18 protein-coding genes and 1 pseudogene are annotated in these 19,059 nt (G+C 67.3%); 9 read left to right on the top strand and 10 right to left on the bottom strand.

Annotated features, from left to right (window positions below; all coding sequences use genetic code 11):
• Positions 1-23 precede the first annotated feature (23 nt).
• Entirely contained in the window at positions 24-962 is a 939-nt protein-coding gene (locus CLU85_RS13235) for a LysR family transcriptional regulator (protein WP_100410662.1), read from the bottom strand.
• 97 nt (positions 963-1,059) lie between these two features.
• Between CLU85_RS13235 and CLU85_RS13230 the strand changes: the two genes are divergently transcribed.
• Positions 1,060-2,295: an MFS transporter gene (locus tag CLU85_RS13230; RefSeq protein WP_198509189.1), complete on the top strand. Its 1,236-nt coding sequence runs from the start codon at positions 1,060-1,062 to the stop codon at positions 2,293-2,295.
• A 147-nt stretch (positions 2,296-2,442) separates the two neighbouring features.
• Here CLU85_RS13230 and CLU85_RS13225 read toward each other — a convergent pair whose 3' ends face one another.
• On the bottom strand, positions 2,443-3,045 hold the full coding sequence (locus CLU85_RS13225; protein ID WP_100412541.1) for a molybdopterin-dependent oxidoreductase: 603 nt from the start codon (positions 3,043-3,045) through the stop codon (positions 2,443-2,445).
• Positions 3,046-3,205: 160 nt separating this feature from the next.
• Entirely contained in the window at positions 3,206-4,240 is a 1,035-nt protein-coding gene (locus CLU85_RS13220; RefSeq protein WP_100410661.1) for an ABC transporter substrate-binding protein, read from the bottom strand.
• 282 nt (positions 4,241-4,522) lie between these two features.
• Here CLU85_RS13220 and CLU85_RS13215 point away from each other — a divergent pair, with 282 nt between their 5' ends.
• The 6 genes and pseudogenes from CLU85_RS13215 to CLU85_RS13190 all read left to right on the top strand — a co-directional run bounded on the left by CLU85_RS13215 (position 4,523) and on the right by CLU85_RS13190 (position 10,749).
• Positions 4,523-5,338, top strand: a complete 816-nt coding sequence (locus CLU85_RS13215; protein ID WP_100410660.1) for a class II aldolase/adducin family protein — start codon at positions 4,523-4,525, stop codon at positions 5,336-5,338.
• The gene (locus CLU85_RS13210; RefSeq protein ID WP_100410659.1) at positions 5,335-6,480 is read left to right on the top strand and encodes an acyl-CoA dehydrogenase family protein; all 1,146 of its coding nucleotides are present in this window, start codon (positions 5,335-5,337) and stop codon (positions 6,478-6,480) included. Before CLU85_RS13215 ends, CLU85_RS13210 begins: the two co-directional genes overlap by 4 nt.
• A 58-nt stretch (positions 6,481-6,538) precedes the next feature.
• Positions 6,539-7,504: an ABC transporter substrate-binding protein gene (locus CLU85_RS13205; protein WP_100410658.1), complete on the top strand. Its 966-nt coding sequence runs from the start codon at positions 6,539-6,541 to the stop codon at positions 7,502-7,504.
• 174 nt (positions 7,505-7,678) lie between these two features.
• Positions 7,679-8,868, top strand: a pseudogene (locus CLU85_RS13200) (MFS transporter).
• A gap of 145 nt (positions 8,869-9,013) precedes the next feature.
• On the top strand, positions 9,014-10,069 hold the full coding sequence (locus tag CLU85_RS13195; RefSeq protein ID WP_100412540.1) for a methionine ABC transporter ATP-binding protein: 1,056 nt from the start codon (positions 9,014-9,016) through the stop codon (positions 10,067-10,069).
• A gap of 14 nt (positions 10,070-10,083) precedes the next feature.
• Complete coding sequence (locus tag CLU85_RS13190) at positions 10,084-10,749, top strand: methionine ABC transporter permease (RefSeq protein WP_100410657.1); 666 nt, start codon at positions 10,084-10,086, stop codon at positions 10,747-10,749.
• 139 nt (positions 10,750-10,888) lie between these two features.
• Here CLU85_RS13190 and CLU85_RS13185 read toward each other — a convergent pair whose 3' ends face one another.
• The 4 genes from CLU85_RS13185 to CLU85_RS13170 all read right to left on the bottom strand — a co-directional run bounded on the left by CLU85_RS13185 (position 10,889) and on the right by CLU85_RS13170 (position 15,275).
• Positions 10,889-11,668 (bottom strand): N-acetyltransferase, encoded by a 780-nt coding sequence (locus tag CLU85_RS13185; RefSeq protein WP_100410656.1) that lies wholly within the window; start codon positions 11,666-11,668, stop codon positions 10,889-10,891.
• A 73-nt stretch (positions 11,669-11,741) separates the two neighbouring features.
• Positions 11,742-12,776, bottom strand: coding sequence for a tripartite tricarboxylate transporter substrate binding protein (locus CLU85_RS13180; RefSeq protein ID WP_100410655.1), 1,035 nt, complete (start codon positions 12,774-12,776; stop codon positions 11,742-11,744).
• A gap of 64 nt (positions 12,777-12,840) precedes the next feature.
• A complete protein-coding gene (locus CLU85_RS13175) occupies positions 12,841-14,145 on the bottom strand; it encodes a glycerate kinase (protein ID WP_100410654.1) in 1,305 nt (434 codons plus the stop codon).
• Between the two features lie 41 nt (positions 14,146-14,186).
• Positions 14,187-15,275, bottom strand: a complete 1,089-nt coding sequence (locus CLU85_RS13170) for a tartrate dehydrogenase (RefSeq protein ID WP_100410653.1) — start codon at positions 15,273-15,275, stop codon at positions 14,187-14,189.
• A 161-nt stretch (positions 15,276-15,436) separates the two neighbouring features.
• Here CLU85_RS13170 and CLU85_RS13165 point away from each other — a divergent pair, with 161 nt between their 5' ends.
• Positions 15,437-16,411, top strand: coding sequence for a LysR substrate-binding domain-containing protein (locus CLU85_RS13165; protein ID WP_100410652.1), 975 nt, complete (start codon positions 15,437-15,439; stop codon positions 16,409-16,411).
• Positions 16,412-16,521: 110 nt separating this feature from the next.
• The gene (locus CLU85_RS13160) at positions 16,522-17,109 is read left to right on the top strand and encodes a DUF1566 domain-containing protein (RefSeq protein WP_100410651.1); all 588 of its coding nucleotides are present in this window, start codon (positions 16,522-16,524) and stop codon (positions 17,107-17,109) included.
• 26 nt (positions 17,110-17,135) lie between these two features.
• Here the strand turns inward: CLU85_RS13160 and CLU85_RS13155 are convergent, their stop codons facing one another.
• The 3 genes from CLU85_RS13155 to CLU85_RS13145 all read right to left on the bottom strand — a co-directional run bounded on the left by CLU85_RS13155 (position 17,136) and on the right by CLU85_RS13145 (position 18,983).
• Entirely contained in the window at positions 17,136-17,537 is a 402-nt protein-coding gene (locus CLU85_RS13155; RefSeq protein WP_100410650.1) for a carboxymuconolactone decarboxylase family protein, read from the bottom strand.
• Positions 17,527-17,943, bottom strand: coding sequence for a MerR family transcriptional regulator (locus tag CLU85_RS13150; protein ID WP_100410649.1), 417 nt, complete (start codon positions 17,941-17,943; stop codon positions 17,527-17,529). The genes CLU85_RS13155 and CLU85_RS13150 overlap by 11 nt, the downstream gene beginning before the upstream one ends.
• Positions 17,944-18,092: 149 nt before the next feature.
• The gene (locus CLU85_RS13145; protein ID WP_100410648.1) at positions 18,093-18,983 is read right to left on the bottom strand and encodes a LysR family transcriptional regulator; all 891 of its coding nucleotides are present in this window, start codon (positions 18,981-18,983) and stop codon (positions 18,093-18,095) included.
• Positions 18,984-19,059 lie beyond the last annotated feature (76 nt).

Raw genomic sequence — 19,059 nt, 5'->3', positions numbered from 1 at the left:
ATGGGCCGATGCCTGCCATCCGCTCAAACCTCCACCGCCCGCATCCCCACCAACCCCGGCATCGCCCCCCGCATCGCCTCCAAAAACAACCGTAGCCGCGCCGGATAAAACCGCGCATACGGATAAACCAAGTACACCGGCAGCGGCGCTGCATGCCAGTTGGGCACCAGGTGCAGCAAGTGCCCCTGGCGCACATCGTTGTCCACGATCCATGCCGATGAAATGCACGCCCCCAGCCCGGCCAGAGCGGCGCTGCGCAATGCGTACAGGCTGTCGGTGGCCAAACGCGGTGCGATGCCAAACGTGTGGGCCTCGCCGCCGGGCTCTTGCGTCAGCGTGACCTCGCGGCGGTAGAAGGTGCTCAGGGCCAGCCAGGGCAGGGGTTGCAGGTCTTGTGCGTGCTGGGGCGTGGGGCGCCCGGCCATGAGGGCGGGGGCGGCCAGCACGATGCGAGGCACTTCGGCCAGGCGCACCGCGACCACCGTGGGGTCGTCCACCGCGCCGACCTGGATGGCGCAGTCGATGCCTTCGGCGATGAAGTTGGGGCGGCGGTCGTGCAGCATCCATTCCACATCCACCTCGGGGTAGCGGCGCAGGTAGGCCATCAGCGGGGCGATGAACTGGTCTTGCCCAAAGGCGTGTGGCGCCAGCACGCGCAGGGTGCCGCGCGGGGTGTCGGCCGTGCCGCGCAGGTCGTCTTCCATGGCGCGCCAGTCTTCCAGCAGGGCCTTGGCGTGGGCAAAGCAGCGTTCGCCGTCTTCGGTGAGCTTCATCACATGGGTGGAGCGCTGCAGCAGTTTGATGCCCAGGCTGCGCTCCAGTGCCTGCAGGCGGCGGCTCACGGTGGGCTGGCTGGTGCCCAGTTGCTGGGCAGCGGCTGAGAGGCTGCCGGTTTCGACGATGCGGATGAAGGTCTGCATCAGCTCGATGCGGTCGGCGCCGGGTGGCAGGGCAGTGGTCATGCGTGAAGCGTATAACAAATCTGCAACCCAGACCACTACCCAAGGGTGCAGCGCCTATGAACAATCGCACCTTTCCTTTTGCTGAACAGGTGTTGAGATGTCTTCCATTCAAAATGTGCATGCAATCCCTGTCATTGGCGCGGCGCCAGGGCTGCCGCCTGCCGAGGGGGCGGTGGGCGCGCCGCTGTTGCTGCTGCTGGCCACCACGGCGGGCCTGAGCGTGGCGTCGCTGTACTACAGCCAGCCCATGCTGGGCGTGCTGGGGCCCGACATGCAGGCCGACAGCCGCGTGGTGGGGCTGGTGCCCACGCTCACGCAGCTGGGCTATGCGCTGGGCATCTTGCTGCTGGCTCCGCTGGGCGACCGGTTTGACCGGCGTCGCATCATCGTCATCAAGTCCATCGCGCTGATAGTGGCCTTGCTAATGAGCGGCCTGGCGCCCGGCATGGGCGCACTGCTGGCGGCCAGCCTGGCCGTGGGCCTGGCGGCCACGGTGGCGCAAGATGTGGTGCCCGCCGCCGCCACGCTGGCCCCGGCGGCGCAGCGCGGGCGCATGGTGGGCATTGTGATGACGGGGCTGCTGCTGGGCATTTTGTTGTCGCGTGTGGTCAGCGGCTTTGTGGCGCAGCAATGGGGTTGGCGCACGGTGTATGTGGCGGCGGCGGTGGCCATTGCGCTGCTGACGGTGGCGGTGTGGCGCGGGCTGCCGCGCTTTGCGCCCACCACGCAGCTGGGCTATGGCGCGCTGATTGGCTCGATGGTGGCGCTGTGGCGCCAGCACGCTGCGCTGCGCCGTGCGGCCTGGGCGCAGGGGTTGCTGGCCGTGGGTTTCAGCGCGTTCTGGTCCACGCTGGCGGTGATGCTGCACGGCCAGTTTCAGTTGGGTACGGCGGCAGCGGGTGCGTTTGGCCTGGCCGGGGCGGCAGGTGCGTTGGCCGCACCGCTGGCCGGGCGCCTGGCCGACAAGCGCGGGCCCGAGGTCGTCACCCGTTATGGCGCAGGGCTGGCGGCGGCGTCGTTTGCGGTGATGGCGCTGGCGCCGCTGCTGCCTGCGCAGGCGCAGTTGGCGCTGATCGTGGCCAGTGCGATTGGTTTTGACTTTGGCGTGCAGGCCACGCTGGTGGCGCACCAGACCATCGTGTACGGCATCGACCCTGCGGCGCGCAGCCGGCTCAATGCGTTGCTGTTCACCGGCATGTTCATCGGCATGTCGGCCGGTGCAGCGCTGGGCAGCCTGGTGCTGGCGCAGTGGGGGTGGCTGGGTGTGGTGGCATTGGCCACGGTGGGGTCGCTGGCAGCGCTGGCGGTGCGCATCGGGCGGCGCCGGGGCTGATTTGAGGCGAAATGTGGCTGTAGCGCTAGTGGATCAAGCGCTGGCAGCTATCAAAAAAAGAGCGACCCTGGGGTCGCTCTTTTTGTTGGGTGCGGGGTTGCGGTGCTTTGCTGTGCACTGGCCCGTCGGTGGTGGGCCCGCGCGGGCTCAGGCCTTCTTCACCTCAATGTGGTACAGCCCCCAGGGGCACAAACCAAAGCGTTCCTTCACAGGCTTGTCCTTGAAGGCGGGCAGCACGTCCGCGTCATACACCGCCCACTGCGGGCCCAGGCCGCCCAGGGCCATGGGCTGGCCGTCGATGTGGGTGGCGACGATCATGCGGTGGGCCTGGGCGTCGGCCATGCTGATGGTGACGTTGTAGCCATCCACCGCGCGCAGCACCAGTTGCACGGCGCTGCCTGCGGTGACACCCGCGGCGGCCAGCACGGTGGTGAGCAAGGGGCCTTTGAGCGTGTGCTTTTTGCTGTCGTATTCCAGCGTGGGTTGGATGGTGACGGCGGCCATGCGTTGCAGGGCGGCGGCGTCGAGCGCGTGGGCGTTGGAAAACTGGATGCCGTGTTTGCCCATCATCTGGTCGATGGCAGGGTCCAGTGCTCCCCGGTTGGACCGGGTGATGGCGCCGCTCAGGGTGAGCAGCGTGGGGCCTTGGGACGCTGTGGTCTTGGTCGAGGGGGCGGCGTGGCTGCTGCCGGCCGCGGACCACAGGCTGGCCAGGCCCACGCTGGCGGTGACGAAGTTGCGCTTGTTCATGGTCATGGTTCTGTGCTCCTCGTTGGAATGAGGGGCGCATGGTAAGCGCAAGCGGTGCCCGTGCCACGCAAAAAATGGATCGGGGAAGGAGGGAAGGAGGGAAGGAGGGAGGGCGGACGGCGGACGGCGGGCACGTTGGCCACCGAGCCGCCCCTTGCCTTTATGCCGCCTTGTCCACGGCCAAGGGGCGCAACACGCCCTTGAAGCTGCGATCCCACAGCGGTGCCACTTGTGCAGGCCCGTCCAGCACACCCAGCTGCAAGAAGGTGTCGGCCACGGTTTGGTGGCCTTGCACCACGCTGTCGTCCACGGGGCGCAGGTCGTAGTCGGTGCTGCGGTTGTTCCACAGCTCGATCAGGTCGCCCACGGGCACACGGGTCTCGGCCGATTGGGCCTGTGCGTAGGCCAGGTAGTTGTCGTTGGCCCACAGATAGGCGCGGCGCAGGCGCTGCAAATAGTCGGCAATGGCAGCGTGTTTGAGCGGGTCGTCCACCGAGCGCGGGTTGGCATAAATGGGGAAGTTGCCCGAGAGGTAACCCAGCCCGGTTTTGAGCACGCGCGCCCCGTAGCGCAGGCGGGCGATTTGCCCGTTGTAGCCGTAGATGGCCCAGGCGTCGAGGTCGCCCCGGTCAAAGGCCGAGAGGCCATCGGCGGGGGTAAGGTTGATGGCCTGGATGTCGGCAAACGACAGGCCGGCCTCGGCCAGCTGGCGGCTCAGGTAGTAGTGCGAGGTGGTGGCGCGCACGTAGCCCACACGCTTGCCTTTCAGGTCCGCGATGCGCTGGATGGGCGCATCCTTGCGCGCCAGCGTGACCTGGTTGTTGAGGTCTTCGCGCACCACGGCGATGAAGCGCACCTGCGCCTTTTGGCGTGCAGCAAACAGGGCCGGGATCTCGCTCCCCGAGCCCAGGTCGAGCGCATCGCCGTTCAGCGCCTCGATGTGCAGCACGCCGTTGTTCAGCTCGCGCCATTCGATGCGGTAGGGCGTGTTGCCCTGGCCCGATGCCGCGATCAGTGCGCGCCACAGGCCTTTGTAGGTGCCGACGCGCAGCGTGATTTTGGACAGGTCGGGCGCGGGCGTGGCCGCAAAGGCGGGTGTGCCCGCCGTGGCGGCCCAGGCGGTGGCGGCCAGGCTGGCCTGAAGGAGTTGGCGGCGGTTCAGGAGGTGGGTGAGGGGCTGTGTGGTGTGAGGCATGGGGGCGGGTCCTTGAGGCAGTGGCATACAACGATGGGCCACAAGGTTCCGCCAAGCCCGCCTGCCGCGCAAAGACCGTTGCGTAGCATCGATATGCGGTAAACGCAGCATGGAACGCTGCGTGCTGCCGACTGCTTATGCACAGGGGCAGTGCACCGCGCCGTCGCCGTTCATGCAGAAACCGCATGTGGTCACGCGGAATTCTTCGTTGGCGAAGCGTGGGGGCGCTTTTAAGGTGGGCGCATTGCTTGTTGCAACCCCACCCATTCTTGAAAGCCGCCCATGTCCGCTGTCCTCGCGCCTGTACCCACCACCCCTGCCCGCAACGCCCAACCCCAGCGTAAGGACTGGTTCGATGCGCCCGCAGCGCGCTCCACCGTGCAGGCCGAGCGCCGTCACCGGCAAGAGACGCTGGCCGTGGCGTTCCGGCTGTTTGCGCAGCAGGGTTTTGACTATGGGCTGGCAGGCCACATCACTGCGCGCGACCCAGAGTGGACAGATCACTTCTGGGTGAACCCGCTGGGCGTGCATTTCTCGCAGATCAAGGTGTCTGACCTGCTGCTGGTCAATGCAGCGGGCGAGATCGTGGTGGGCGAGGGGCCGCTGAACCGCGCTGCGTTTGCCATCCACGCCGCACTGCATGAGACACGGCCCGACATCATTGCGGCAGCCCACACGCATTCCACCTACGGCAAGGCCTGGGCCGCGCTGGGCCGCAAGCTCGATCCGCTGACGCAGGACGCGTGCATCTTCTATGAAGACCATGCGCTGTTCGACGACTTCACCGGGGTGGTGTTGGAGACCGATGAGGGTTTCCGTATCGGCAAGGCGCTGGGTGCGCGGAAGGCGGTGATCCTGCAGAACCACGGCATCCTCACGGCTGGGCCCTCGGTGGAGGCCGCTGCGTGGTGGTACATCGCGCTGGAGAACGCCTGCCACGCCCAGTTGCTGGCCGAGGCAGCGGGCACGCCCAAACCCATTCGCCACGAGATCGCGCAGCGCACCCACGCGCAGATCGGCGGGCCGGGCGGCGCGCAGTTTGCCTTCAGAAGCCTGTTCGACATCATCGTGCGGCAGCAGCCTGAGGTGCTGCAATGAATGCGCCGCTGACCTGGGGGCAGGTGGCCCGCACGCTGGCGGTGGAGTTTGCCGAGCGGGCTGTGGTGCATGACCGGGACGGCAGTTTTCCGCATGCCAACTTTGCCGACCTGCAGCAGGCCGGGCTGCTTGCGCTGGCCGCGCCACGCACGCTGGGCGGGCAGGGCGCATCGGCTGCGCAACTGGGCGAGGTGATCGGTGCGGTGGGGCAGGGCTGCCCGGCCACCGCACTGGTGCTGACCATGCAATACATCCAGCAGCGCGGCATGGGACGGCCCGGCTCGCCCTGGCCGCAGGCGCTGGCGCAGCAACTGGTGCAGGAGTCGCAACGCGAGGTATCGCTCATCAACGCGCTGCGGGTGGAGCCCGAGCTGGGCTCGCCCGCGCGCGGCGGCCTGCCCGCCACGGTGGCGCGGCACACGGCCGAGGGCTGGCGCATCAGCGGGCACAAGGTGTATTCGACCGGCGCACCCATCCTGCGTTGGTATGTGGTGTGGGCGCGCACCGATGAGGAGGTGCCGCGCACGGGATCGTTCCTGGTGCGGGCCGATGCGCCCGGAATCCGTATCGAAGAAACCTGGGACCACCTGGGCCTGCGCGCCAGCGGCAGCCACGACGTGCATCTGCAGGGGGTGCTCACGCCGCACGACCACGCGCTGGACCTGCGCCTGCCGCAAGACTGGGCCCGTGGCGAGCCCGCCATGCTGGCCGAGATGACGGTGATGCTGGGCGCGCTCTACACCGGTGTGGCCCGCGCGGCGCGCGACTGGCTGGTGCAGTTTTTGCGCGAGCGCACACCCGCCAACCTCGGCGCGCCGCTGGCCAGCCTGCCCCGCGCACAAGAGGCCTTGGGCCGCATCGAGGCCCAGCTGAGTACCAACGCCCGCCTGATCGCCAGCGTGGCGCAGGACCTGGACAGCGGCATCCTGGTGCCCGCGATAGACAGCGGTTTGGTGAAGACGGTGGCCATGCAGAACGCCATCGAGGCGGTGCAAGCCGCGCTGGCGCTCAGCAGCAACCACGGCCTGGCGCGCAAGAACCCGCTGGAGCGCCACCTGCGCGACGTGTTGTGCGGGCGCGTGCACACGCCGCAGGAGGACAGCGTACACATCGCGGCGGGCCGCCGCGCTCTGGGGTTGTGATCCCTTTCCCCCCCTCCTTTTTTTGTTACCGACCTCTCCCTTTCAAAACTCCCCGACCATGACCCTCCAACGACGCCAGTTTCACCACTTGCTGACCGCCTCGGTCGCCGCCAGTTCGTTCCTCTCGCCTGTGCTGACCCATGCCCAAACACCCGCGCGCGTGCTGTTGCGTGCGGGCGACCAGAAGGGCGGGCTACAGGCCCTGCTCGACGCGGCGGGTGAACTCAAGAATCTGCCCTACGACATCAAATGGAGCGAGTTCCCGGCCGCCGCGCCGCTGGCCGAGGCACTCAATGCCAACGCGGTGGACTTTGGCCCCATCGGCGATGCGCCGCTGCTGTTCACGCTGGCGGCGGGCAGCCGGGTGAAGGCCTTTGCGGCCAGCCGGTCTGACGCGTATGGCACAGCCGTGCTGGTGGCGCCCCATTCGCCGCTCAAGACGGCGGCGGATCTGAAGGGCAAGAGCATTGTCACCAACCGGGGCTCCATCGGCCATCTGGTCACGCTCAAGGCGCTGGAGTCGGCGGGCCTGAAGGTGGACGATGTGCAGCTGCGCTTCATCCCGCCGCCGGACGCCAAGCTCGCCTTGACTCAGGGATCGGTGGACGCCTGGGCGACCTGGGAGCCTTACACGGCACTCGCCGAAACCAGCGGCCATGCGCGGGTTCTGGTCAGTGGCCGGGGTCTGTGGTCCGGCCTGAGTTTTCTGGCCGCCACCGATGCGGCGCTGGCCGAAAAACGCGCTGCACTGCAAGACTTCAAGGAGCGCGTGGCGCGTGCGCAGGTGTGGTCGTACCAGAACGCCAAGCCGTTTGGGCAATCGCTGGCGCGCATCGTGGGCATACCGGCCGATGCCGCACAGCTGCAATTTGAGCGCCGCGCCACCCGCTGGCAGGACATCGACGCCCAGGTGCTGGCGGACCAGCAGAAGACGGCCGACTTTTATCTGGCGGCGGGCCTCATCAAGCAGCGGCTCGATGTGCGGGGCACGTTCGACACCGGGTTCAATGCGGGCAAGGGCTGATCGCGCCCGGGACTGATCGGGCCCCTCTGGCCCCGCGCCATCACGACAACCACACAGAGGGCCTGCGCTGCACGCGCCAGCCCACAGACCCCCCGCTGCCGGGGTGCATGCACCTTGGCGTCAGCACACTGGCCACAGCCCCCGCACAATCGGCGCATGATCCCTTCCCCTTTGATGCTGCGCCTGATTGGCCTGGCGGCCTTTTGCAGCATGGCCTCCATGCGCGTGTGTGACCCGATGCTGGTGTCCCTGGCGCAGGAGTTCTCTGTGACCACGGGCGATGCCTCTGCGGTGATTGCCGCGTTTGCGGTGGCCTACGGCGTGCTTCAGCTTTTTTATGGCCCGCTGGGCGACCGGTTTGGCAAGGTGCGCGTGATCATCAGCGCCACGTCGGCCTGTGCGGTGTTCTGCGGCATGACAGCGATGGCGCCCACGTTGCCGCTGCTGGTGGCCTCGCGCGCGGCCATGGGGGCGGCGGCGGCGGGCATCATCCCGCTGTCGATGGCCTGGATTGGCGACCATGTGCCCTATGCGCAGCGCCAGGAGACGTTGGCCCGCCTGATGGTGGCGACGGTCTCGGGGATGATGGCGGGCCAGTGGTTTGGTGGTTTCGCGGTGGAAGTGCTGGGCTGGCGGGCCGCGTTTGCCGTGCTGTCGCTGTTGTTTATGGTGGCGGCCAGCATGTTGTTCAGGCAGGCACGCATCATGACGGCCTCTGCCCCGGCCCCGGCCGAAGGCGCGCCGGTGCCGCCCGCGTTCTCGTTGTCGGCCTATCTGGCCAGCACAGCGCGCCTGTTGCGCATGCCCCGCGTGCGTTGGGTCTTGGCCGTGGTGGCGGTCGAAGGGGCCCTGGCCTTTGGCACGCTGGCCTTTGTGCCTGCGCGCATGGTGGATGGTTTTGGGCTGTCGGCCTCGGCCGCTGGGGGGTGATGGTGTTGTATGGCGTGGGCGGGCTGGTCTACAGCCTGCTGGCGCGCCGCTGGCTGGCCCTGCTGGGTGAGCGTGGCCTGGCACTGGTGGGCGCTTGCTTCATTGCGGCGGGCCTGCTGCTACTGGCCTGGGGCCCGGCGGCCGCGTGGGCTGTGCTGGGCTGTTTTTTTGCCGGGGTGGGCTTTTACATGCTGCACAACACGCTGCAGGTGCAGGCCACACAGATGGCCCCCGAAGCGCGTGGCACAGCGGTCACGCTGTTTGCCTGTCTGCTGTTTCTGGGCCAGTCCCTGGGGGTGTTGGCGGTGGCCGCCAGCGTGGACCGGGGCTGGATCGCGCCGGTGTTCTCGGTGGCGGCGCTGGGTGTGGTGGTATTGGGGGCCATGGTGTCGCGCCAGGTCAAGGGTCGGGTTGTGCCCATGGCGGCGGGGTAGGCGCCGAACAGTCCAAATAACTTTGATGTCTTATTACTTTATTTTTTGATAGTTGGTTTCTTTATAGCGCTCTAGTACAGTTGCTTATCTTTGTGTTTTCAGGGCCGAGCGCACACACCAGGTGCGTGCCGGCCCTTTGCTTTTCATGATCGACTTACGGGGTATTACCCAAACCTACCAGGGCCCACAAGGTCCGGTCGAGGCCCTGCGCGGCATCGACCTTCACATCGCGCCGGGCGAAGTGTTCGGCATCATCGGCAAGAGCGGCGCGGGAAAAAGCTCGCTGGTGCGCGTGATCAATCTGCTGAACCGGCCCACCACGGGCCAGGTCATCGTGGGTGGGCGCGACCTGACCCAGCTCAACGACGCACAACTGCGCGAGGCCCGCCGCGACATTGGCATGGTGTTCCAGCACTTCAACCTGCTGTCGTCGCGCACGGTGTTCGACAACGCTGCACTGCCACTGGAGCTGGCGGGCATGGACAAGGCAGCCATTCGCGAGCGCGTGAACCCGCTGCTGGAGCTGGTGGGCCTGTCGGCACTGGCAGACCGCTACCCGGCGCAGATCAGCGGCGGTCAAAAGCAGCGCGTGGGCATTGCGCGTGCGCTGGCCAGCCGCCCCAAGGTGCTGCTGTCTGACGAAGCGACCTCGGCGCTCGACCCGGAGACCACCCGCTCCATCCTCGACCTGCTGCGCCAGGTGAACCGCGAGCTGGGCCTGACGGTGGTGCTCATCACCCACCAGATGCAGGTCATCAAACAGGTGGCCGACCGCGTGGCGGTGATCGAGGCCGGGCGCATTGTGGAGCAGGGCCGTGTGCTCGACGTGTTCACGCGGCCGCAGCAGGCCATCACCAAGAGCCTGATCGACGAAATTCTGCCGCAAGAGCTGCCCCCGAGTGTGCTCGACCACGTGCGCAAGCTGACTGGTCAGCTGGCGGCCACGGCCCCCGGCCACGCCGGCCGGTTGTTGCGCCTGTCTTACTCTGGCGACAGCGCCTACCAGCCCATCTTGTCGCAGCTGATCCGCCAGTTTGGGGTGGACATGAGCATCCTGCACGGCCAGGTGGACGAGATCCAGGACGAAACCTTCGGCTCGCTGGCGGTCTATGCCAGCGGTGAACCCGGCCACCTGCGCGGTGCCGTGGAGCATCTGCGCGCAGGCGGCGTGGCCGTCGAAGAAGTCACCATTGAAATCTGAGGGAGGGGCAAGCCATGTTCGATCATTTCACTCCGGCCATGCTGGACCTCTTTGCCTCGTCGCTGTGGGAGACGCTCATCATGGTGGGCATTTCCGGCATCGTCGGGGGCCTTATCGGCGTGCCACTGGGCGTGTTTTTGCGCCTCACGGACGATGGTGGCGTGCTGGAAAACGGGCCGCTGAACAAGCTGGTGGGCTGGCTGGTGAATGCCGTGCGTTCCACGCCGTTCATCATCTTGCTGGTCGCCATCATTCCGTTCACGCGCCTCATCACGGGCTCGTCCATCGGCACGGCGGCCGCCGTGGTGCCGCTGACCATTGCCGCCGCGCCCTTTGTGGCCCGGCTGGTTGAATCGGCCTTGCGCGAAGTGGACCATGGCCTGGTGGAAGCCGCCCAGGCCATGGGCGCCACCACCAGCCAGATCGTGTGGAAGGTCCTGCTGCCCGAGGCGCTGCCCGGCATCGTGGCGGGCCTGACCATCACCTTCGTGAGCCTCACGGGCTACTCGGCCATGGCCGGTGCCATTGGTGGCGGCGGCCTGGGCGACCTGGGCATCCGCTACGGTTACCAGCGCTTTTTGCCAGAGATCATGCTGGCCGTGGTGCTGGTGCTGATCTTCTTTGTGCAGGCCGTGCAAAGCCTGGGCGACTGGGCGGTGCGCAAGCTCGGCCACCGCTAGGGATCGGGTGATTTGCTATTGATTCAATAGCTGTTGGCGCATGATTATCAAGCGCTACCAGCCAATTTGATTCAAATTCTCCGCGAAAACCCTCTGCGGTACCGCTTGCCATCCTCACCACCCGGCGAGCGTGGGCTGTTCAGCCCGGCACCCGGTAGTGGTAGCCATAGGCCGTCTTGAACCCCATCGATTCATACAGCCGCAGCGCAGGCGTGTTCTGCGCGCGCACCTGCAGATAGGCGCTGGTCGCCCCGGCCTCGGTCCCCCAGTGCAGCAGGGCCTGCACCAGCGCGCGCCCGCGCCCGCTGCCCCGGTGTTCGGGCGCCACGGCCAGGTCGTACAGGCCCACGGCGCCGCGCTCCAGCACCGCCAGGCCAAAGCCCACGGCATGGCCCTGGGCGTTGTGTTGCAGCGCATAGCCCACCGGGTGGGCGATCGCGTCGAGGATGCTGCGGTGCAGGTTGCGGTGGTGCGGCGCCACGCCGTTGGCCGCCGCAAAACCTTCCAGCCATGCAGGTGAAGGCGAAGTGCTGACCACGGTGCTGCCGTCGGGCCGGGGCACCGAGCCCTGCACCAGCGGCCGGTGCAGGACCAGCGAGGGGTCGAAGTGCTGGTAGCCCGCGTCCGCCAGCTCTTGGTCGGCCTCGTCCGGGGCCAGGGGGGAGATGCGGAACACGGCGGGCAAACCATGCCGCGCATACAGCGCCGCCGCCGCCTCGCGCACGCCGTCAAACGGCGCGCCGGGCACCAGCGCGTTGACCGAGTTGGCACGCTTGGTGTACCCGCCCGACAGCCGGAACACCCAGCCCCGGTGAAACACCGTCTGGTGCGCGGGCCAGGCGTTGAAGGCGCGCTCTTCCAGCGCGCGGACGAGGGCAGCGGGTGCGGTGTTGGCAACGGGGGCGGCGGTATCGGTCATCGTGGGTTTATACCAACCCACCTTGACCATTCAACTCACCAACCACCCTTGGCGACCACTCTTTGCCACTCGGTCAGTCGGTGGTGATCTTGTTGTCGGCCACCAGCTTGGCAAACCGTGCGGTGTCGGCCGCAATCTGCTCGGCCATCTGCGCGGGGGTGTTGCCGATGGGTTCGGCGCCAATGTCCTGCATGCGTTTTTGAAAGTCCGGCGACTGGATGACCTTGACCATTTCGGTGTTCAGCCGTGCCACCACATCGGCGGGTGTGCGGGCGGGGGCCAGCACACCAAACCAGGTGCCGATGTCAAAGCCCGCAAAGCCGCTTTCTTGCAGCGTGGGCACGTCGGGCAGGGTGGACGAGCGCTTGGCCGTGGTGACCGCCAGGGCGCGCAGTTTGCCCGCCTTAATGTGCGGCAGCACCGGGGTGACGGTGTCGAACGACATCGACACCTGCCCGCCCAGCAGGTCGGTGGTAAGCGGGCCGCTGCCCTTGTAGGGCACATGCAGCAAGGGCTGGCCGATGGACGCGGCGAACTGCGTGCCGATCAGGTGCTGCGCTGTGCCCGCGCCGTTGGAGCCGTAGGAGAACTTGTTGGGCGTGGCCTTGATCAGCGCCACCAGCTCCCTCACGTCCTTGGCGGGCGTGGCCGCACTCACGGCCAGCACGTTGGGCACCAGCGCCACGGTGGTGATGGGTGCAAAACTCTTTTGAAAGTCGTAGTTGAGCTTTTTGTACACGCTGGTGGCAATGGTATGGTGCACCGCGCCCATCAACAGCGTGTAGCCGTCGGCAGGAGCCTTGGCCACGTAGTCGGCCCCGATGGTGGCGCCCGCGCCGCCCCGGTTTTCCACGATCACGGGCTGGCCCAGGGCCGTGCCCAGTTTTTCGCCCAGCGCACGTGCCAGCACATCGGTGGTGCCGCCCGCTGCAAAGGGCACGACGATGGTGACGGGCTTGGCCGGCCAGGCCTGCGCGTGGGCCGGCGCGCTGGGTAGGGCACAGGCAGCGCCAGCCAGGGCTGCCAGCGCCAGCAGGTGGTGGCGGCGCGTGGAGGGCGTTGTGGGCGGCGTTGACGGTGGGTGGTGCGGGGTCGCAATGCGTGTCATGGTTGTCTCCGTTGGGTTGTGGTTCTTGTGGGGGCAGGGCCGGTGGGGACGCGGATGCGTGGCGTCAGCCCGTGGCTGCGATCAGGATCGCGCGGAAGTCGTTGACGTTGGTGCCCGTGGGCCCGGTGACCACGGCGTCGCCCAGCGCGCCAAAAAAGGTGTGGGCGTCGTGCGCGTCCAGCGCGGCGGTGGCGTGTTGGCCCAGTGCAGCGGCGCGCTCCAGCGTGTCGGGCGTGGCGATGGCGCCTGCCACGGGCTCCAGGCCATCGATACCGTCGGTATCCCCGGCCAATGCGTACACGCCGGGCAAGCCCTTGAGCGACAGGGCCAGGGACAGCAGGCATTCCACATTGCGCCCGCCGCGCCCCGGGGTTGGCATGGGTTGCCCTGGGGCCGGTGCACGCAGGGTGACAGTGCTTTCGCCGCCACTCAGCAGCACGCGGTGCCGTGGTGACGGGGCCTTGGCGGCGTAGCGGGCGACACCGGCCAGCACGGTGCCCATGTCGCGGGCTTCGCCCTCCAGTGCATCGCCGAGCAGCGTGGGCTCGATGCCCGCCTGGCGCGCCACCTGGGCTGCTGCCTGCAGGGCCAGGTCGGGCGTAGCAATGACGTGGGTAGTGATGGGGCCCAGCCGGGTGTCGCCGGGCTTGATGCTTTCGCTGGCGGCAGTGTCCAGCGCAGCCAGTACGGCGGGCTGCAGCGCAATGCGGTAGCGCTGCAAGATGGCCAGAGCCTGTGCACGGGTGGTCGGGTCGGCCACGGTGGGGCCCGAGGCCACGTCCAGCGGGTCGTCGCCCGGCACGTCGGACATCACCAGGTTGACCACGCGGGCGGGGCTGCAGGCCAGGGCCAGCCGCCCGCCCTTGATGGCCGAGAGGTGGCGCCGCACACAGTTCATCTCGCCAATGCTGGCGCCGCTGCGCAGCAGGGCCTGGTTGAGCGCCTGCTTGTCAGCCAGCGTGATGCCCGGCAGCGGCAAGGGCAGCAGCGCCGAGCCGCCGCCCGACCACAGGCCGATCACCAGATCGTCCGCAGTGAGCCCGTCCACTGCAGCCAGCATGTGCTGGGCGGCAGCCAGGCCCGCCGCATCGGGCACGGGGTGGGCGGCCTCCAGCACGCGGACGTGCTGGCAGGCGGCCGCATGCCCGTAGCGTGTGACCACCACGCCAGTGAGCGGCATGGGCCAGTGGGCCTCCAGCACCTGCGCCATTTGGGCCGATGCCTTGCCTGCGCCGATCACCACCGTGCGGCCCCGGGGCGGGGCAGGCAGGTGCGGCGGCAGGCATACCGCAGGCTGCGCGGATGCGATGGCGGCATCGAACATGCTGCGCAGCCAGTGGCGGGCCTGGGTGTCGATGTGCGTGCTCATCGGGTAGTGGGGTAGGGCGCAGTGCGTTGGAGTCACGCGGCTCAGGCGGCCTTCTGCAGCGGCGTGCTACCCACCAGTGCGCACACGGCGTCGGTCACCTGCGCCGTGGTGGCTGTGCCTCCCAGGTCGCGGGTGTGCAGTGCGGGGTGGGCGGTGACTTGTTCGATGGCCTGCATCACGGCGCGGGCGGCATCTACCTCGCCCAGGTGCTCCAGCAGCATCACCACCGACCAAAAGGTGCCGATGGGGTTGGCCAGGCCCTTGCCCATGATGTCGAACGCCGAGCCGTGGATAGGCTCGAACATGCTGGGGTAGCGGCGCTCGGGGTCGATGTTGCCGGTGGGGGCAATGCCCAGGCTGCCGGCCAGTGCGGCGGCCAGGTCGCTGAGGATGTCGGCATGCAGGTTGGTGGCGACGATGGTGTCGAGCGTGGCGGGGCGGTTGACCATGCGGGCCGTGGCAGCGTCCACCAGCTCCTTGTCCCACTTCACGTCGGGGAACTCGGTGGCCACCTGCGCGGCAATCTCGTCCCACATCACCATGGCGTGGCGCTGTGCATTGCTCTTGGTGATGACGGTGAGCAACTTGCGGGGGCGGGATTGGGCCAGGCGGAAGGCGTAGCGCAGGATGCGCTCCACACCCACGCGGGTCATGATGGACACATCAGTCGCCGCCTCGATGGGGTGGCCCTGGTGCACGCGGCCGCCCACGCCCGAGTATTCGCCCTCGGAGTTCTCGCGCACGATGACCCAGTCCAAGTCCTTGGGTGTGCAGCGCTTCAGGGGCGCATCAATGCCCGGCAGGATGCGCGTGGGCCGCACGTTGGCGTACTGATCGAACCCCTGGCAGATCTTGAGGCGCAGGCCCCACAGCGTGATGTGGTCGGGGATGTCCGGGTCGCCCGCCGAGCCGAACAGGATGGCGTCCTTGCTGCGCAGGGCGTTCAGGCCATCGGCCGGCATCATCACGCCGTGGGCTCGGTACCAGTCGCCGCCCCAGCCGAAATTCTCGAACTGGAATTGCAAGCCCGTGTGGCGCGCGGCCAGGGCTTCGAGCACGCGCTGGCCGGCGGGAATCACTTCCTTGCCGATGCCGTCTCCGGGGATGGTGGCGATTTGGTAAGTTTTCATGAAGGTCTCTGGGTGTGTGAAAGCGTCGGGGAAGGCCTGTGGGATGCCGGGCCGCGGAAAATGGATGGAACAAAAGCAGTGGAAGCGACTGTAGGCATACGCTCGTTGTAAAAACGGCGACCAAGTGAATCCATCGTTAACCTGCAGTTGATAATGCGGCGATGAGCTCCACCATCCAGCCCGCAGAACTGGGCTTCTTCTCGGCACTGGCGGCCAGCCCCAGCCTGAGCGCCGCCGGGCGCGAAATGGGCGTCTCCACCGCCGCCGTGAGCAAGCACCTTGCGCAGATGGAAAAGCGCCTGGGTGTGGTGCTCATCAACCGCACCACCCGGCGCATGAGCCTCACGCCCGAGGGCGAGCTGCTGCTGGAGCACGCGCGCCGCATCCTGCGCGAGATCGATGCGCTGGATGAACTCATCGTGCAGTCCAAGGCCAGCCCCAAGGGCCTGCTGCGCGTGAACGCCACCCTGGGCTTTGGCCGCATGCACATTGCCCCCGTGATCTCGGACTTTGTGCGCCAGTACCCCGAGGTGGATGTGCAGCTGCAGTTGTCGGTGCACCCACCACCGATCACCGACGATGCCTACGACGTGTGTGTGCGTTTTGGCGAGCCGCCCGATGGCCGCGTGATTGCCCGCCGCATGGCACCCAACCGGCGCGTGCTGTGTGCAGCACCTGTTTACCTGGAGCAGCACGGCAGGCCCCGCGTGCCGCGCGACCTGATGGAGCACCAGTGCATCGGCATCCGCCAGGGCGACGAGGCCTATGGCCTGTGGCGCCTGACCACCGGGCGTGGCAGCAAGGCGCACACCGAGTCGATCAAGATCACCGGCAACCTCACCACCAACGACGGCGAGATTGCCGTGCTGTGGGCGCTGCAGGGCCATGGCATCGTGATGCGCGCCGAGTGGGACGTGAACCGCCACCTTGCCCAGGGCCTGCTGGAGCCCGTGCTGCCGCAATACCACACACCTGCGGCTGACATCTATGCGGTGTACCCGCAGCGGCACCAGTTCTCCACCCGGGTGCAGGCCTTTGTGGGCTTTCTGTCCGATGCGCTGGCTGCATCAGGCATGCTGGCGGGGGTGGGTATCGGTGCCCGTGTGGACAAGAGGCGGGCCGTGCGGGTTTCTTGACCTGGTGGATGGCGCGTGTGCCGCCGCCGGGTTAGGGTGTTGCCGAGGCACCCTATGGTGCTTCGCCGCCCCCGGACCTGTACCTGTCTTTCATTGCCTCTGCTTTGCCCATGAAAATGTTGTTGCAGCTCATCTCCCCGCTGTTTGTTGCCCTGTTTGCCGGGCCTGTGCAGGCCGCCGATTCGCAGGTGGCAGCCGACTGGTCCCTGTCAGCGGATGGCGCCTACGTGCTGGACCAGCGCGCCGGCCTCGCCTGGCCACGCTGTGTGGAGGGCATGCAATGGAACGGCAAAACCTGTACTGGCCAGCCCCTGCTGCTGGACCGCGCCGAAGCCACCGCGCTGGCCTCAGACCGTTGGAAGGCCGAGGGCGTGGGCTGGCGCATTCCCCGTGCGGCCGAGCTGCAGCGGCTGGTGGACAAGTCGCTGTCACCATCAGGCCTCAACCCCATCCTGTTCCCGGCTGCGCCGGGCCAGTGGCACTGGTCGTCCACCGCCAACGTCAGCGCACCCAGCACCAACCAGTACACCTACGGCAACATCGCCCAGGGCCGCGCGGGCGATGGCGCGCGCCAGGCTGCCCTCATCAACGGCTGGGCGGTCAACCTCTCCAGCGGCGAGGCGCGGGGCGATGCCGCGCGGGCCAGCAAGCTGCCTGTGCGGCTGGTGCGGCCGCAGCCGGTGGGGGCGGGCAAGTAGCCCGATAGCCAAACGGGCAGGGCGCTTTACGCCGCCATCGATTGCGCATCGTCCGCCGCAAACACCTCGCGTGCGGCGGTCAGCCCGTTGAGTGCGGCTGGAAAGCCAGCATAGACCGCCATCTGCATCAGCACCTCCACGATCTCTTCGCGGGTGACGCCCACGTTCAGCGCCGCCTGCAGATGCACCTTGAGCTGCGGTGCGGCGTTGCCCAGCGCGGTCAGCGCGGCGATGACCGCAATCTCGCGGCTGCGCAGGTCCAGCCCGGGGCGCGAATAGATGTCGCCAAACGGAAATTCGATCAGGTAGCGCGCAAAGTCGGGCGCAATGTCGGCCAGGCTGGCGACGACGTTTTCACCGGCGTGGCCGTCGATTTCGCGCAGCTTGGCGAGGCCCTGGAGATAGCGTGGTTGGGTTTCAGGGGACATGGGAGCTTCCTTGGTGGGTTGACGACGGGGTGGACCGAAGGGAAGCTTCCAGGCCCTGGTAATGCGCGATCTTGGATTGCAGGGCCTGTGCGGCTTGCTGCATCGTGGTGATCGTGGCCAGCACCTGCGCCAGGTGCTGCTCCAGCAACTGGCGCCGCTCGGGGGCGGTGGCGTTCCCTTCGCTGCGCAGCCGCGCAAAGGCCTGCATCTGCCCGATGGGCATCTGGGTCTCGCGCAGGCGCAGCAAGAATCCGATCCATTCCATGTCCGACGCCGCATAGCGGCGCTGACCACCGGGTGCACGGGCTACCGGCGCAATCAAACCGGCGCGCTCGTAGTAGCGCAGGGTGTGCGCGGTCAGACCGGTGCGTTTGGCGACTTCGGCAATGGTGAGGAGGGATGCCATGGGAACGATTCTGAAAGTTTGAGCGCACTCTAAGTCAAGTGCTGAATCGTTTCGTGATGAAGAGGGGCTGCATCAGGCCGTCGTCTAGCCCTTTCTCGCATCGGCAGCCTGGCGATATTTGTCGATGCGCGTGCTTGCGCCCTGCTTTTTCACCGCAGCTGCAACGCCTGCAGCACCAGCGAGAACGCGGGCGATGGCTGACGCCGGCTGGGGTAGTACAGGTGGTAGCCCGCAAATGGCGGGCACCAGTCTTCCAGCACACGCACCAGGCGGCCGTCGTCGATGTGGGGTGCCAGCTCGTCCTCGGGCAGCAGTGCAATGCCCAGCCCGGCCAATGCGGCATCGACCTGGGGCGGCGCTGTGTTGAAGATCAGAGGCCCATCGACGCGCACGTTGACCTGTTTGCCCTTGCGCGCAAAGTCCCACACGTACAGGCCGCCCGATGTGGGCATGCGCTGGTTGATGCAGCGGTGCGCCGTCAGGTCGTGCGGTGTCTTCGGAATAGGGCGTTTGGCGAAGTAGCCGGGCGATGCCACCACGGCCATGCGCAGCGGCGGGCCGATGGGGATGGCAATCATGTCCTTGTCGATGGTGTTGCCCATGCGCACGCCAGCGTCAAACCGGTCGGCCACGATGTCGCGAAAGCCGTAGTTCATGTCGAATTCGAGCGTGATGTCGGGGTTGTCGTGCAGCAGCGGCATGAGCTTGGGCAGCAGCGTGGTGTGCATGACGTGATCGCCGCAGGTGATGCGCACGGTGCCTGCGGGCTTGTCGCGCAACGCGGTCAGGGCATCCAGCTCGGCCTCGATCTCGTCAAAGCGGTGGCCGATGGCGTGCATCAGGCGCTCGCCCGCTGGTGTGGGCGAGACGCTGCGCGTGGTGCGCGTGAGCAGCCGGATCTGCAGGCGCTCTTCCAGCCCACGGATGGTCTGGCTCAGGGCCGATTGCGTCACGCCCAGGGTGGCTGCGGCCTTGGTAAAGCTGCCCTCGCGCGCCACGGTGACGAAGGCCAGCAGGTCGTTCAGGTTGCGTCGTGCCATGTCACACGGTCCTCCTTGATTGGTTAGCAGGGCTTATTAACCTATTCGGTATTCATTATCTAGTCAGGGCCCGTAA

This window comes from Acidovorax sp. 69, from assembly GCF_002797445.1.
In the GTDB taxonomy this organism is placed as follows: Bacteria; Pseudomonadota; Gammaproteobacteria; order Burkholderiales; family Burkholderiaceae_C; genus Acidovorax.
Note: the sequence above shows the minus strand (reverse complement) of the source record. Positions and strands in the feature narration are given on the sequence as shown.